Raw genomic sequence first — 14630 nt, 5'->3', positions numbered from 1 at the left:
GCTGCGAAGGTTGATGTGCGCAGGCAGAAAGCAGGGCGAAGCTCAGGGGAACGAGCAGACGAGGGGCGGTCATGTTGGCTCCGGGGACTGACGATGCCCTGAGGATAACCGATGACCGATAGGTTTTGTGTTGTCAGTGCCGGCCTCATCGCGGGCTTGGCCGCGATGAGGCCGGCGCAGGTCAGAACAGGACTTTGGCCACGTCGGCGAAACGCTTGGCGAAATGCACTGTCAGGCCTTCACGCAGGTAGTCCGGCAGTTCTTCGAAGTCGCCGCGGTTAGGCTCCGGAAGAATCAGTTCGAAAATCTTCTGCCGCCGCGCCGCAATCACCTTCTCGCGCACACCGCCAATTGGCAGCACCTGGCCGGTAAGTGTCAGCTCGCCGGTCATGGCCACACCTTTTTTCGGAGACTGGTCGCGGGCTAGTGAAAGCAAAGCACTGGCCATGGTGATGCCTGCACTCGGGCCGTCCTTGGGCGTAGCACCTTCGGGGACGTGCAAATGGATGAACGCTTCGTTGAAGAAGCTTGGGTCACCCCCAAACTGCTTGAGGTTGGAACTGACGTAGCTGTAGGCAATTTCGGCAGATTCCTTCATCACGTCCCCCAGCTTGCCGGTCAGCTTGAAGCCCCGGTTGAGGGTGTGGATGCGGGTCGCTTCGATCGGCAGTGTGGCGCCGCCCATGCTGGTCCAGGCCAGGCCGGTGATCACGCCTTTGCCAGCCAGTACCTGTTCGCTGCGGAACACCGGTTTGCCCAGTGCTGCCTCCAGGTCCTTGGTGCCAATCTTCAGCTTGGTTTCGGGGGCTTCCAGCAGCTTGACCACGGCCTTGCGCACCAGCTTGCCCAATTGCTTCTCCAACTGGCGAACGCCGGCCTCGCGGGCATAGCCGTCGATCACCAGGCGCAGGGCGCTGTCATTGATGCTGAGGCTGGCCTTGGAAACGCCAGCCTTTTCCAGCTGTTTGGGCCACAGGTGGCGTTTGGCGATGGCCAGCTTTTCTTCGGTGATGTAGCCGGACAGGCGGATCACTTCCATGCGGTCGAGCAACGGCCCGGGGATCGAGTCGAGGGTGTTGGCGGTGCACACGAACAGCACCTTGGACAGGTCCAGGCGCAGGTCGAGATAGTGGTCGAGGAAGTCGACGTTCTGCTCCGGGTCGAGGGTTTCCAACAATGCCGAAGCCGGGTCGCCCTGGTAGCTCTGGCCCATCTTGTCGATCTCGTCGAGCATGATCACCGGGTTCATCACTTCGACGTCTTTCAGGGCCTGCACCAGCTTGCCGGGCTGGGCGCCGATGTAGGTGCGGCGATGGCCCTTGATTTCGGCTTCGTCACGCATGCCGCCAACGCTGAAACGGTAGAACGGCCGCCCGAGCGACTCGGCGATGGATTTGCCGATACTGGTCTTGCCCACACCGGGCGGGCCCACCAGCAGCACGATCGAGCCGCTGATTTCGCCTTTCCAGGCGCCCACGGCGAGGAACTCGAGGATGCGCTCCTTGATGTCGTCCAGGCCGGCGTGGTACTGGTCGAGCACTTTACGCGCATGCTTGAGGTCGAGCTTGTCCTTGCCGTACACGCCCCACGGCAGGGCGGTGGCCCACTCGAGGTAGTTGCGGGTGACGGCGTATTCGGGCGAGCCGGTTTCGAGGATGGCCAGTTTGCCCATCTCTTCGTCGATGCGCTTGCGCGCCTGGGCCGGCAGTGTCTTGCCCTCCAGGCGTTGCTCGAACTGTTCGAGGTCGGCGCTGCGGTCGTCCTTGGTCAGGCCCAGCTCCTGCTGGATGACCTTGAGCTGTTCCTTGAGGAAGAATTCGCGCTGGTGCTCGCCGATCTGCCGATTGACCTCGGCCGAGATCTCGTTCTGCAGGCGTGCGACTTCCACTTCCTTGCGCAACATCGGCAGGACCTTTTCCATGCGTTTGAGCATGGGCACGCAGTCGAGCACTTCTTGCAGCTGGCTGCCAGTGGCAGAGGTCAGTGCCGCGGCGAAGTCGGTGAGGGGTGAGGGGTCATTGGGGCTGAAGCGGTTGAGGTAGTTCTTGAGCTCTTCGCTGTAGAGCGGATTGAGCGGTAGCAATTCTTTGATCGCATTGATCAGTGCCATACCGTAGGCCTTGACCTCGTCGGTCGGCTCGGTGGGCTGGCGTGGGTATTCGACTTCGACCAGGTAGGGCGGGCGATGGTGCTTGAGCCAGGTGCGGATGCGTACCCGCGTCAGGCCCTGGGCGACGAACTGCAGCTTGCCGTTTTCGCGGCTGGCATGGTGCACCTTGACCAGCGTGCCGTACTGCGGCAGCGCCGAGGTGTCGAAGTGACGGTGGTCTTCTGGCGGGGTGTCCATGAAGAACAGCGCCAGGCAGTGGTCCGGTGACTTGGCGACCAGGTCGAGGGTTTCGGCCCAGGGTTCTTCGTTGACGATGACCGGCAGTACCTGGGCCGGGAAGAACGGGCGGTTGTGGATCGGGATCACATAGACCTTGTCCGGCAGTTGCTGGCCGGGCAGGGCGAGGGCGTGGCTGGTATCGGCCTGGGTGGTGTGTTCGACTTCGCTGTGTTCGTCGGGGTGTTCCGGGAAATCCTGCTGGTCGCTCATGGGGCACCTGCGTAAATGACTATGGTGCTTAGATGGGGCGGGGGGGGATGGGTTTCAATGGTAGACGAAGGCAGCGGGGGAGGGGTTTCATCTTGGCTGGCCTGTGCCGGCCTCTTCGCGGGCAAGCCCGCCCCCACAGGTAGAGCACGGTATCTGTAGGAGCGGGCTTGCCCGCGAATGCGGCAGTGCGTTCACTGCCGCAGCAAAGGTTTACTCAGCGAGTTTGTAAGCGATGATGTAATCGCCCATTTTGGTACCCAGCGAGCCATGGCCGCCGGCGGTCACCAGCACATACTGCTTGCCATCCTTGCCGGTGTAGCTCATCGGAGTGGCCTGGCCACCCGCTGGCAGGCGGGCACTCCACAGTTCCTTGCCGTTGTTCACGTCATAGGCACGCAGGTACTGGTCGAGGGTGCCGCTGAGGAAGCCGACGCCACCGGCAGTGACGATCGAACCGCCCATGCTCGGCACGCCAACCGGCAGGCCGATCGGTACCGGGGTGCTGTCGCGGGTGGTGCCGTTCTTGTGCTTCCACACCACCTTGTTGGTGAACAGGTCGATGGCGGCGACATAGCCCCAGGCCGGGGCTTGGCACGGTACGCCCAGCGGCGACATGAACGGGTGCATGGTCACCGCGTACGGCGCGCCGGTATTGGGCTGCACGCCGCTGGTCTCGCTTTCGCGCTTGCTGCCTTCGGCTACCTGCTCGCGGGGGACCATCTTCGACACGAATGCCATGTAGTTGGGCGAGGTGAACAGCAGCTGGCGCACCGGGTCGACCGACACGCTGCCCCAGTTGAATACACCCACGTTGCCCGGATAAATCAGCGAACCCTGTTCGGATGGCGGGGTGTACTGGCCTTCGTAGCGCAGTTCGCGGAACTGGATGCGGCACAGCATCTGGTCGAACGGCGTAGCGCCCCACATGGCCTGTTCGGTCAGCTCTGGGCCGAGCAGGTTGAGGTCGGAGCGGGCTTGAGTCGGCGAGGTGTGGTCGCCTTTCACCGCACCCTGTGGGGTAGGAATTTCGCGGATCGGCACGATCGGCGTACCGTCGCGGCGGTCGAGCACGTACAGGCTGCCTTGCTTGGTCGGTACGATGATCGCCGGTTTCACGCCATCGTCGGTCTTCAGGTGCACCAGGGTCGGCTGGCTGCCGACGTCCATGTCCCACAGGTCGTGATGGGTGAACTGGTAGTTCCAGCGCGCCTTGCCGGTGGCCAGGTCAAGGGCGACTACGCCGGCGCTGTACTTCTCGGCACCTGGAGTGCGGTTGGCGCCCCACTGGTCCGGGGTCTGGTTGCCCAGCGGCAGGTAGATCATGCCAAGGTCTTCGTCGACGCTGGCGATTGACCACATGTTGGCCGAGTTGCGGCTGTACATTTTGCCGGCAGCCAATGGCTTGGTGTCGTCCGGGTTGTTGCTGTCCCAGTTCCACACCAGGTGGCCATCGTGCACGTCGTAGGCGCGGATCACCCCGGACGGCTCGTTGGTCGACTCGTTGTCGGTGACGTGGCCACCGATGATTACCAGGTCACGGGTGACCGCGGCAGGCGAGGTGGAGTAATAGCCGCCGGCAGTGAACGGCCCGATGCCGGTGGTGAGATCGATCACACCCTGGTTGGCGAAGCCTTCGCAGACCTTGCCGTTGTCGGCGTTGATGGCGATCAGGCGGGCATCTGCGGTAGGCAGGTACAGGCGGCGCGGGCAGGCCTGGGCCACGGCTTGGCCGGCCTCGGTAATTTTCGGCGCTGGGCTGCCGTCGCGACTGACGTAGCGGTTTTCGTCATAGTACGAAACACCACGGCAGGTCATGTGGGCAAAGCCCTTGAACGTGCCGGTCGGGCTCTTGACCTGTGGGTCGTAGCGCCAGATTTCCGCGCCGGTGTCCGGGTCCAGGGCCAGCAGACGGCTGTGCGCGGTGCAGGCGTAGAGCATGCCGTTGACCTTCAGCGGGGTGTTCTGGTTGGTCAGCTCCACCGGGTCGTTTTCGGTCGGCAGGTCGCCGGTGCGAATACGCCAGGCTTCTTCCAGGCGGTAGGCGTTCTGCGGGGTGATCTGGCGCAGTGGCGAGTAGCGGTCGCCATGTTCGGTGCGGCCATAGGCCTGCCATTCGCCGTCGGGCATCGCCGGGGCGGCGCTGGCCATTTCGCTGCTTTCGCGGCCCAGTTCGCCGAACACTTCACCGGGGTGGGTGAACTGGCTGCCCAGCGCGCAAGCGCCCGAAGCGACCACTGCCACGCTGAGCAGTGCTGTATTGGCTTTGCTGGCTGGGCCGATCAGCGGGCGACGTGCCCACGGCAGCAGCAGCACCACGCCGATGGCGAACCAGATAGCCAGGCGCGGTACCAGTTGCCACCAGTCCAGGCCTACCTCGAGCAGGGCCCACACGGTGCTGCCCAACAGCACCAGGCCATACAGGCCCAGGGCGATGCGGCGCTGGGCCAGCAGCAGGATGCCCGAGAGGGCAAAACCGATACCGGCGATCAGGTAGTACAGCGATCCGCCCAGCTGGCTCAGCTTGATACCGCCAGCCAGCAGGGCCAGGCCCATCAGCAACAGCAGCGCGCCAATCAGGCGCGGTAGCCAGCGGCTTCCTTGGTTGGCACCTTCAGTGCTCATCGTAGGTTCTCCGTCAGGTCAAGAAAGGGTTAGAAACTGCTTTGGATCTTCAGGCCGCCGATCAGGGCGCCATCGACCTGCGACACCCCGCCCGGGTGGCGGATGTACTGCAGGTTGGGGCGTACCGTGAGCCAGTCGGCCAAATGGATGCCGTAATACAGCTCGGCGCTGTATTCGGTGTCCTGCACGGGCAGGAAGCCGGGGTTGTCGTAGTCGTCGAGGCCGGCAGCCTGGTTGGCCAGGCGGGCGTTCTTGCGGTAGGCAGGGTTGACGTGCACACGGGCCAGGGCGAAACCGATGTCGTCCTTGGCGCGGGCGTCGAAGGGCCCTTTGTATACCAGCCCTGTCTGTACATAGTTGTCGATGGCATTGGTCTTCTTGTCGTGCACCGTGGCGTTGGCGAACAGGCTCAGCCCACGCGACTGGTCGGACGCCAGCGAGGTCACCTGCTGCTGGGCGCCGAGCCACAAGCCGTGCTTGCTCGAGCTGCTGCGGTAGGCGGCGCCGCTGAGGGCTGCCGGCTGACCGTTGCTGTCCTTGAGAACATCTTGTGCCTTGGCATTACTGTAGTAGTAGCCGGCGCGATATTCCCCTTTCAGGCCTTGGATACGCGGGCTCCATACCAGTTCGACCGGCATTACCGCGCCCTGGGTGCCGCTGCCGCTGAGCTTGAAGCCATTGCCCGATTCGAGGTTGGAGGGGTTTTGCTCGAATACGCCGACCTGGGCGTACAGCTCAGGGGTGAGGTTGTAGCGCACGCGCAAGGCCCACTGGCTGACTGGCCAGTTGTACCAGATGCCACCCACCCAGTTGCCCACCTGCGAGCCGCAGAAGGCCAGGTTCTGGAAGTCGCAAGGGAAGCTGTTGAAGTCCTCGCCTTCACCGAAGCGGCCGAATTTCACATCCAGCGCGCCATCGAAGTACTTCTGCTTGATCCACATCTGCGTCAGCCGCCAGGTTTCACCGCGGCCCCAGACTTCCTGGGCCGAGGTGAAACCGCCAACGCGCGGGTCGTTGATGCGGTCGTTGCTGATGTTGTCGCCGTGGCGTTCGGTGACGGTCAGCTGGAATTCGGTGGCGTGCCAGCCGAGGATCTTTTCCAGGTCCAGGTGGCTGCCAAAGGTGAACTGGTCGCTGTAGCGCGCGGTACGGTCGTGGTCGTAACCGCCGTGCAGGTTGCTGCCCATCTCGCCGGTATAGCCGAGGGTAAAGTCGTAGCCCTGTTCCAGTAATTGGCTACGGGTGCCGCCCCAGTCTCCGAGCATCCACGGGGAGTCGCTGGCGAACATTTCGCTGGCGCTGGCGGGTGTCGCCAAGGCGCCAAGGGCAAGGCCGATGTAACAGGTTTTGGGCAGTTGAAACATGAGATAGCGCTATCTTTTGATTATTGAAAAAACGGCAAGCGCATCGAAGGGCCAGGCCTTCAATGGATATGGCGACAAGATGGTTTCAGTGAAGCGATTCAGCTTCAGGCGGGGAGGATATAGCGGAAGTTGTAAGAAAAAAAGACAATTTGTCGCAGTTGATTGTTGCCCATTGGGTAACAGTCTTGAAAAAAGGGCTGCAGCGCAGCCCCATGATTTCAGAAGGTGGTACGCAACCCGACCTCCACACTGCGCCCCGACGCCGGCGCGATATCGCGCAGGATCGAGCTGGCGTAGCGCACGGTCTGGTCGGTCAGGTTTTCACCGCGTACAAATGCCAGCCACTGGCTCTGGCCAACTTCGAAGCGGTAGCCAACGCTGGCCCCCAGTGTGGTGTAGCCCTCGGTGCTGGTTTCGTTGGCCGGCTTGCGATGTTGTGATGCTGCATGTTGCACATCTACCCGCGCTTGCCAGCGGTCGAGCTCCCAGACCAGGCCGCTGTTCAGGCGCAGTGGGGCGATACGGGGCAGCGGCTCGCCACTGTCGAGGTTCTTGGCCCGGGTGTAGTCACCGGACAACTCCAGGGCGAAGCTGCCGTAACGGTTCTCGACCAGTTGCCAGCGGTCCTGGGCCTCGATGCCGTAGAAGCGTGCCCGCACGCCTTGGTACTGGTATTCCGGGAAGCCCTCATGGCCATGATCGTGGTCGTGGTCATCCTCGTCGTGGTCGTGGTCATGCCCGCCCTCGCGGGTGTTGCCGGTGCCGATCAGGCCGATGTAGTTGCGAAAGTGGCTATAGAACACCCCGACACTGCCTTTATGGGTGCCATTGTCGAAGCGCAGGGCCAGGTCAGCGGAAATGGCCTTTTCCTTGTTCAAGCTGGCATCGCCGACTTCAAAGGCGCCGGTGGCCACGTGCGCACCATTGGCGTACAGCTCGTAGAAGGTCGGCGCGCGCTCGGTGTAGCCGAGGTTGGCGGCCAGCGACCAGATCGGGTCGAGCTGGTACACCGCCCCCGAAGACAGGCTGAACGCGTTGAAGCTGCTGGCACTGTCGGCGTCGACGAAGTTTTCGTTACCTTTGGCGTCCGGGTCGACCCGGGTGTGCTCCATGCGTGCGCCCAGGCTCAGGTTCAGGCGTTCCGTGGCCTGCCACTGCTCGAGCATGAACAGCGCCAGGCTGTCGGTATTGGTGTGCGGGACGAAGGCCTCCTCACCCAGGGCGGAGAACTCGTTGCGGCTGACCTGAGCACCCACCACACCCTCCACCGGCCCGAGTGGTTGGTGGCGGGCTTCGATGCGCGCTTCGTAGCCTTTGTTCTTGAAGGTGGTGTGGACTTCGCCTTCTTCGATTTCGCTGTGTTCGTAGTCGGTGTAGCCGGCATCGACCTTGACCGAGCTGAACGGGCCGTCAAGGTCGCGCAGCTCGGAGGCGAAGGCGTAGTGGTCCTGCTGCATGTCCAGGCGCACACCGGGTTCGGCCACCGAGCCGTAGTTGCTGTCGTAACGGCTGTACGACAGGCCGGCGTAACCGTGGTCCCAGTGATAGGCACCGCCTACCGCGCCACCGTCCTGGCGGCCGTCGCTGTTTTCCAGGCGGTGCTTGCTGCCCGGCTCATCGGCATTGCGCACCTTGGCACTGCGGGCGTAGCCGGGAATACGCAGGTCATTGAACTGGCGGCTGTTGGCGTCCAGGTGCAGGGCGAAGGCACCGTTGCCGGCCTCCAGCTTGCCGGCGCTGCTGCGGGTAGTATCGGCGCCGCCATAGCGCAGCTCACCGGCACCGTGGATGCCTTCGATCGGCGAATCCGGGATGCGGTTGTCGAACGTGTTGACTACCCCGCCAATGGCGTTGCCGCCGTAGAGTAAGGCGGCGGGGCCGCGGACGATCTCGACGCGGTCAACGGTGACCGGGTCCAGCGGTACAGCGTGGTCATAGGACAGCGATGAGGCATCTAGGGCACCGACGCCATTGCGCAGGATGCGAATGCGGTCGCCGTCCAGGCCGCGGATCACCGGGCGGCTGGCGCCAGGGCCGAACCAGGTAGAGGCGACACCGGGCTGCTTGTTCAGGGTTTCACCGAGGCTACCGTGCTGTTGTTGCAGCAGGTTTTCGCCTTCGAGCACGGTGCTGGGGGCGGCCAGCTGGCGGTTGCCCAACGGGTTGGCGGTGATGACCTGGGGTTCGAGTTCCACGGCCTGGCTGGGCGGCGCAGCCAGCCAGAGCGCGACGGCAAGGGGGGAGAGGCGAAGCGGTGAGTACAGCATGGGGATGGGGCGTTCCTTGGCAGATGCTTTATTAGTGTTACAACATAACATAACTATTTCAGCACAGTGGTTTTGCCCCTGGCCAGCATTTTTTCTGTCGACTCGACGGATCCCACCCACCACTACACTCGTGTAAGGTGCGCATCTTTCCTACGGAGCACAGCATGAGCACGGCCCAACATAACGCGCTGCACGGCAAGACCCTCGAACAGATCCTCACCGAGCTGGTGGCGCACTACCAATGGCAGGGCCTGGCCGAGCGCATTGATGTGCGCTGCTTCAAGAGCAACCCGACCATCAAGTCGAGCCTGACCTTTCTGCGCAAGACACCGTGGGCGCGGGAAAAGGTCGAGCAGCTGTATGTGAAGCTGCAGCGTCAGGCCTGACATGCTGCGTCGTCCTTGGCTGGCCGGCATGGCGGTGCTGGGCTGGTTCGGTCTGGCCGTGCAGGTGTACCTGGTACTGTTGGCGCGCTGGCAAGAACAGGCCAGCCTGATTGGCGGCCTGATCAATGTGTTCGGCTACTTCACCGTGCTGACCAACACGTTGGTGGCAACGGTGCTCAGCTATGCGGCGTTCGGCCACGAAGGCCGTGGCAAGCGGTTTTTCCTGTCACCCTCGGTGAGCTCCGCAGTGGCCGCCAGCATCGTGCTGGTGGCGCTGGCCTACAGCGTGTTGCTGCGCCACTTGTGGCAACCGCAGGGCTGGCAATGGCTGGCGGACGAGTTGCTGCACGACGTGATGCCGGTGCTGTATGCCTTGTACTGGTGGCGCGAGGTGCCCAAGGGCAGGCTGCGGCTAGGGCACCTGGCACTGTGGGCGGTGTACCCGACGGTTTATTTCGGCTATGCGTTGTGGCGTGGAAGCGAGATTGGCGTGTATGCCTACCCGTTCATCGATGTGGCGAGCCTTGGGTATGGGCAGGTGATGCTCAATGCCCTGGGGGTGCTGGTGGGGTTCTGGGGAATCGGGCTGGTATTGCTGGGGGTGGATCGGTGGCGTGGGTTGCGCAAATTTGCTTAGCCTGTGCTGGCCTTTTCGCGGGTGAACCCGCGAAGAGGCCGTAGCAGGCGATAACCATTACTCGTCGTCCGCAGTCCCGTCGGCACGCCAGTAGGCCGCAGCTTTCAGCGCATCTTCCGGCACCCCTTTCTCCAGCAGCAGCACCTTGGCCTGGCGGGTCAGGGCCTTTTCCAACGCCACCCAGCCATACAACCGGCCTTGCGGCAAGGTCAGGTTCCGCACCAGGGCCAGCAAGTCTTCCTGCTGGCGGCGCACCCAGATGACTTCGACCTGTGCCTTGCTCGGCAACGGCTGGCGCTCCTGCTCGTCTTCGATCTGGATCACCGCCAGCACCTGGCGGCCCGCCGGCAATTCCTCCAGGCGGCGACCAATCGCCGGGATGGCGGTTTCATCACCGATCAACAGGTAGCTGTCGAAAATATCCGGCACCACCAGTGACGCCCGTGGCCCGGCGATGCTCAGGGTTTGCCCAGGCGCCGCCTGTGCCGCCCAGGTAGAGGCAGGGCCGTCGCCGTGCAGCACGAAGTCGATGTCCAGCTCGTTGGTCACCAGGTCGATGCGCCGTGGCGTGTATTCGCGCATGGTTGGTCGCGCGCCACCGTCCCGACCCAGATTACGGGCGTCGATGGCCTGTTGTTGCTCCGGCGTTTCGGCAAACAACAACTTGATATGGTCGTCGCTGCCCACGCTGGTGAAGCCTTGCAGTTCGGCACCACCCAGGGTGATGCGGCGCATGCGTGGGGTCAGCTCGGTGACCCGCAATACTTGCAGGCGACGCTGGCGGATCTCGTGGTTGACGCGGTGAATGGTGTCACTCATGGGCAGTCTCCCTGACAGGTTCGGCCGGCCCGGAGGCGATGGCCTTGGCGGTATGGTTGAGCAAGTCGCGGACCCGTTCGATTTCTTCCGGTGTCCAGCGACCGCTGTGCATATGCAGTGCGTGGCGCAGGTTGCCGACCGCTTCATGGATCTCTGGCGGGCGGTCGTGACCGCGCAGGGCGCGTTTGCTGACTTCGATGCGCATGCGCACGCCATCCAAGGCGACAGCCTGTTCGACCAGGGCGCTGCGGCCGGCATCGGTGATGGCGTAGAGGCGCTTGCTACCTTGCACTTGGCCGCTGATCAGCTCGGCTTCTTCAAGAAAGTTCAGCGTTGGGTAAATAACCCCTGGGCTTGGGCTGTAGCTGCCGTCGAACAGGTTTTCGATCTGGCGGATCAAGTCGTAACCGTGGCCGGGCTGTTCGGCCAGCAGGTCCAGCATCAGCAGCTTGAGGTCACCGGGGGCGAAAACGCGTGGGCCGCGCTCACCACGGCCAGGGCGCCGCTCGAAGGGGTCATGGGGGGTGTGTTCGCGCATAAGGATGGGGCTCCGTCGTTTGCGATATATCGTAAGATATTACTCAAGATATATCTAAAGACAAGCCCCTGAATGCAGATGATTATCATCTAGTTCGTCGATATGTTCCCTGTCGGCGGTTGCGTGTGCATGGCAACCTGCGGTGGCTTGCATTCGTTCGGATTGCCCGGCTGCAGGTACGGCATCAGTATCGGTGCCATGCCCTTGAGCACCTGCACCGGCAGTGCCGAGGTAAATTTGAAGGCCTCCGCCGAGCGCCCAGGTACGAAGGCGGTCAATGTGCCGAAGTGGTTGTCGCCCAGGAAGAACACGAAAGTGGCAGTACGGTTCAACGAGCGCGAGCCGATCAGCCGACCGCCGGCACCAAAGCTCTCGATGCGGTTGTCGCCAGTACCGGTCTTGCCGCCCATCACCAGTGGCGTGCCGTCCTGCAGCTTGAAACTGCCGGAAATACGCCGCGCGGTACCTGCATCGACCACCTGCGACATGGCGCCTTTGAGCGCACGCGCCACTTCAACCGGCAGAATCCGCACGCCCCGGTCCGGGTCGGTGACCAGCTTGGTCTCGTAAGGTGTGTTGGCCGCGAAGTGCAGGGTGTCTATGCGCAGGGTTGGCAGGCGAATGCCGTCGTTCTGGATGATCCCGACCAGTTCGGAGAGCGCGGCGGGGCGGTCGCCCGAACTGCCGATGGCGGTGGCCAGCGAGGGCACCAGGTGGTCGAATGGATAGCCCACGCGCTTCCAGCGCTGGTGAATATCGAGGAAGGCTTCAATCTCGACCATGGTGCGGATACGGCTGTCACGGGCGCCCTGGTAGCGGCTCTTGAACAGCCAGCCATACACCTCCTGGCGTTCGAAACGGCTGGCGTTGATCATTTCGGTCAAGGTCGAGCTTGGGCTCTTCAGCAGGTAGCCGAGCAGCCACAAGTCCAGCGGGTGGACCTTGGCGATGTAACCCTGGTCGGGCAAGTCATACTTGCCTGGGCCGTAAGCCTCGTACATCTCTGACAGGCGGCCGTCGGTCAGCTTGCCCAGCACGATCTTGTCACCCTTCAGGTGGGCGCGCACGAAGGCGTTGAACGTTTCCTGGCCGGCCTCGGGGAACAGGTAGCGGTGCACCGCCGCCAACCGCTGCGGGGTCACGCGCATGCTGTCGAGGAAGGTGTCCAGGCGCTGCTGCGAGGTTTTGCGCTGGTACTTCTTCCAGAAACGCATCAGGTAGTTGGTGCCTTCCTTGTCGGCGAAGCGAGCCAGGTATTCTTGGCGGCGTGGGTCTGCGTCGTCCTTGAGCAGCGGCACACGGTTGTACGGCTGCTGGTAGGTCACGTAACGCACCAGGTCGCGCATCAGGCGGATGAACGGCAGGTTGATCGATTCGCGCAGCGCATCCTTGAGTGTCGGGTTGCGGTTGTTGTCTTCCTTGCGGAAGTTGTTGAACACGTGCATGCCGCCGCCTGTGAAGAAAGCTTCACCGGTGTTGGCGGAGTATTTGCGCTCAAGCGCGGCGTCGAGCATGGCATCCAGGCTTTGGTTCTTGCTGTTCTGCGCCAGCCATTCCAGCGACCATTGAGTGATGCGGTCGAGTTCGGCCACGTCGACCTTCTTCAACTCGGCGGCAGGTTTGCCGGCGTATTTGTCGTGCAGCTCGGCGATGATTTCCAGGTAGGTGGTCAGTACCCGCAACTTGGCGGTGGAGCCCAGTTCCAACTTGCTGCCTTCGTTGATGTCGAAGGGCTGGTTGGTGCTGTCGGTCTGCACCCGCACCCGGGAGCCATCGGCGGTGCGCTCGAACAAGGTGAAGCTGTAGCTCACCTGGTCGGTGGTCTTGGCGGTGAGCAGGCGCTCGCCGATCAGGCCCATCTGCGCGGCAAACGCTGGGTCGGCAAGGTTTTTCAGGTACTGGCTGACCTGCAACTGCAGGTCAGCCTGCAAGGTACTGGTGGCCGACACGTCGAGGCGGTCGAGGTCGTACAGCGGGCGGTTGAGCATGGCTGCCAGGCGGTTGCGCGCCAGGCTGATGCCCTTGTTGGTAACGATCGGCACGATGGTCGGTTGCGCTACCCAGTCGCGGTACACCGCCTTGCTGGCCAGTGCGGCATCGGCCAGTGGTTGCTCGATGATTTTGTTGGCGGCGAGCACGCGAATGTGCGCGTCGGTCAGCTCTGCCAGCTCGACCCGGCCTTTGGACAAGTAATGCGAGGGACGGCGCTGGGCAATCATCAGCGACAGCACCTGGCGCAGGGCCAACCCGCGCGCGGCCATGCTTTCGGGGTCGGTGGCGGTGGCGTTCAGGGCCTGGTTGACCTGGTCGAAGTCGGCGCCGTACCACACCCGCAGGCCTTCGGCCATGCCATGTACTTCACCATGCCCAGGCACCGCCGACAGCGGCACGCTGTTGAGGTAGTCGCGCACGATGCGTTGACGTGCCTCGGTGGTGTCAGGGCCGCCCTGGTAGGCACGCACGCTGGCAGAAACCATCTGGCGGATCTTTTCCGCGCCCGACACCGTCAGGCCATCGGGTGAGTGGCGATACTTCTCCAGCTGTGTGGCCAGGGTGCTGCCACCGGCAGACTGGCCGGGCAGGGCCAGGTACTTGGCCACCTGGCTGTAGGCGGCCTTGGCGAAGCGTGGCCAGTCCACGGCCGGGTTGTTACGTGGGTCTTGGGTGTCCAGCAGGTCGCGGTTTTCGATGAACAGCAGGCTGTTCACCATCACCGGCGGGATCGCTGTAAAATCCGGGTACAGGTGCTGTGGGTAGTTGTACTGGTACAGCGTGTCGCCGCGGCAGTCGGTGATCGACAGGCCGGCCTGGATCTTCTCGATATAGGGGGCGAACAGCCCATGATCGACGTAGTTCATCAATGCCGGTGAGAACTTCACCTGTTCGCTGATCAGGTAGTCGCGCTTGAGCAGGCGCGGCAGGAATTCGCCCAGGGCGCTATAGCCAAGGCGTTTGTCGAACGGCCCATCACCTGGGTAGATGATGGCATCGCTGGGGCCGGGCTGCAGCGAGTAGGTCAGCGTACCGGCCAGTTTGCTGAACTCGCGCGATTGCAGTTCGGAGGTACGGAATTCGTCATACGCGGCCACACCGATGGCTACCAGTGCCACCAGCAGGATAAGGATGATCAGCCGCCACCATAGCCGACGCTGACGGGGGGACTTGGGTTGTGGCGTCTCGGCCGGAGGTATCTCGGGTGCTTCCGTTCTGCTTGGTTCCGATTGCCACAGTGCGCCCATAGTCTTCTATCCGGCCAGGTGTTTTCGTCTTGCTTGTCTGAAGCTTAGACGTTGAGCGGGTGAGGTGAAAAATTTGTAGGAGGTGGAGAAAAGCGGCGTAGGGCTATACGGCTTTGGTGTGGGTTTCTACGTACGGCGATGTTGCTATGGTGCCGCGGA

The 14630-nt window shown here is 62.9% G+C and carries 9 protein-coding genes and 1 pseudogene; 2 read left to right on the top strand and 8 right to left on the bottom strand.

From position 1 onward, the window contains the following. The 5 genes and pseudogenes from APH42_RS30450 to APH42_RS11755 form a co-directional block, all read right to left on the bottom strand. Positions 1-73 (bottom strand): annotated as a pseudogene (locus APH42_RS30450) (peptidase inhibitor I42); the annotation flags it as partial. Between the two features lie 108 nt (positions 74-181). Further along, positions 182-2599 carry an endopeptidase La gene (gene lon, locus APH42_RS11770; protein WP_012273916.1) on the bottom strand — a complete coding sequence of 806 codons (2418 nt, stop codon included), beginning with the start codon at positions 2597-2599 and terminating at the stop codon, positions 182-184. Between the two features lie 210 nt (positions 2600-2809). Next, positions 2810-5221 (bottom strand): glucose/quinate/shikimate family membrane-bound PQQ-dependent dehydrogenase, encoded by a 2412-nt coding sequence (locus APH42_RS11765; RefSeq protein WP_060493342.1) that lies wholly within the window; start codon positions 5219-5221, stop codon positions 2810-2812. Positions 5222-5250: 29 nt separating this feature from the next. Continuing rightward, on the bottom strand, positions 5251-6585 hold the full coding sequence (locus tag APH42_RS11760; RefSeq protein ID WP_012273914.1) for a carbohydrate porin: 1335 nt from the start codon (positions 6583-6585) through the stop codon (positions 5251-5253). Between the two features lie 218 nt (positions 6586-6803). Further along, complete coding sequence (locus APH42_RS11755) at positions 6804-8852, bottom strand: TonB-dependent receptor (protein ID WP_060493341.1); 2049 nt, start codon at positions 8850-8852, stop codon at positions 6804-6806. Positions 8853-9016: 164 nt separating this feature from the next. On the opposite strand from APH42_RS11755, the gene APH42_RS11750 reads away from it, so the two are divergent. Together APH42_RS11750 and APH42_RS11745 are read left to right on the top strand one after the other, a co-directional pair. Continuing rightward, positions 9017-9238 (top strand): VF530 family DNA-binding protein, encoded by a 222-nt coding sequence (locus APH42_RS11750; protein ID WP_003252112.1) that lies wholly within the window; start codon positions 9017-9019, stop codon positions 9236-9238. 1 nt (position 9239) lies between these two features. Continuing rightward, on the top strand, positions 9240-9875 hold the full coding sequence (locus tag APH42_RS11745) for a Pr6Pr family membrane protein (protein ID WP_060493340.1): 636 nt from the start codon (positions 9240-9242) through the stop codon (positions 9873-9875). 57 nt (positions 9876-9932) lie between these two features. Here the strand turns inward: APH42_RS11745 and APH42_RS11740 are convergent, their stop codons facing one another. From APH42_RS11740 to APH42_RS11730, 3 genes are all read right to left on the bottom strand, one after another. Then, a complete protein-coding gene (locus APH42_RS11740) occupies positions 9933-10694 on the bottom strand; it encodes a siderophore-interacting protein (RefSeq protein WP_012273911.1) in 762 nt (253 codons plus the stop codon). Further along, positions 10687-11232, bottom strand: a complete 546-nt coding sequence (locus tag APH42_RS11735; RefSeq protein ID WP_012273910.1) for a PadR family transcriptional regulator — start codon at positions 11230-11232, stop codon at positions 10687-10689. Before APH42_RS11735 ends, APH42_RS11740 begins: the two co-directional genes overlap by 8 nt. Positions 11233-11321: 89 nt before the next feature. Further along, on the bottom strand, positions 11322-14471 hold the full coding sequence (locus APH42_RS11730; protein WP_060493339.1) for a transglycosylase domain-containing protein: 3150 nt from the start codon (positions 14469-14471) through the stop codon (positions 11322-11324). Positions 14472-14630 lie beyond the last annotated feature (159 nt).

Source organism: Pseudomonas sp. NBRC 111140, assembly GCF_001320885.1.
GTDB lineage: Bacteria > Pseudomonadota > Gammaproteobacteria > Pseudomonadales > Pseudomonadaceae > Aquipseudomonas > Aquipseudomonas putida_P.
The sequence above is the reverse complement of the archived record's forward strand: the minus strand, read 5'-3'. Positions and strand labels throughout refer to the sequence as shown.

Bases quoted from the DNA above. Each gene is read 5' to 3' on its own strand.
- lon (WP_012273916.1), bottom strand. From the start codon at position 2,599: ATGAGCGACCAGCAGGATTTCCCGGAACACCCCGACGAACACAGCGAA.
- APH42_RS11765 (WP_060493342.1), bottom strand. From the start codon at position 5,221: ATGAGCACTGAAGGTGCCAACCAAGGAAGCCGCTGGCTACCGCGCCTG.
- APH42_RS11760 (WP_012273914.1), bottom strand. From the start codon at position 6,585: ATGTTTCAACTGCCCAAAACCTGTTACATCGGCCTTGCCCTTGGCGCC.
- APH42_RS11755 (WP_060493341.1), bottom strand. From the start codon at position 8,852: ATGCTGTACTCACCGCTTCGCCTCTCCCCCCTTGCCGTCGCGCTCTGG.
- APH42_RS11750 (WP_003252112.1), top strand. From the start codon at position 9,017: ATGAGCACGGCCCAACATAACGCGCTGCACGGCAAGACCCTCGAACAG.
- APH42_RS11745 (WP_060493340.1), top strand. From the start codon at position 9,240: ATGCTGCGTCGTCCTTGGCTGGCCGGCATGGCGGTGCTGGGCTGGTTC.
- APH42_RS11740 (WP_012273911.1), bottom strand. From the start codon at position 10,694: ATGAGTGACACCATTCACCGCGTCAACCACGAGATCCGCCAGCGTCGC.
- APH42_RS11735 (WP_012273910.1), bottom strand. From the start codon at position 11,232: ATGCGCGAACACACCCCCCATGACCCCTTCGAGCGGCGCCCTGGCCGT.
- APH42_RS11730 (WP_060493339.1), bottom strand. From the start codon at position 14,471: ATGGGCGCACTGTGGCAATCGGAACCAAGCAGAACGGAAGCACCCGAG.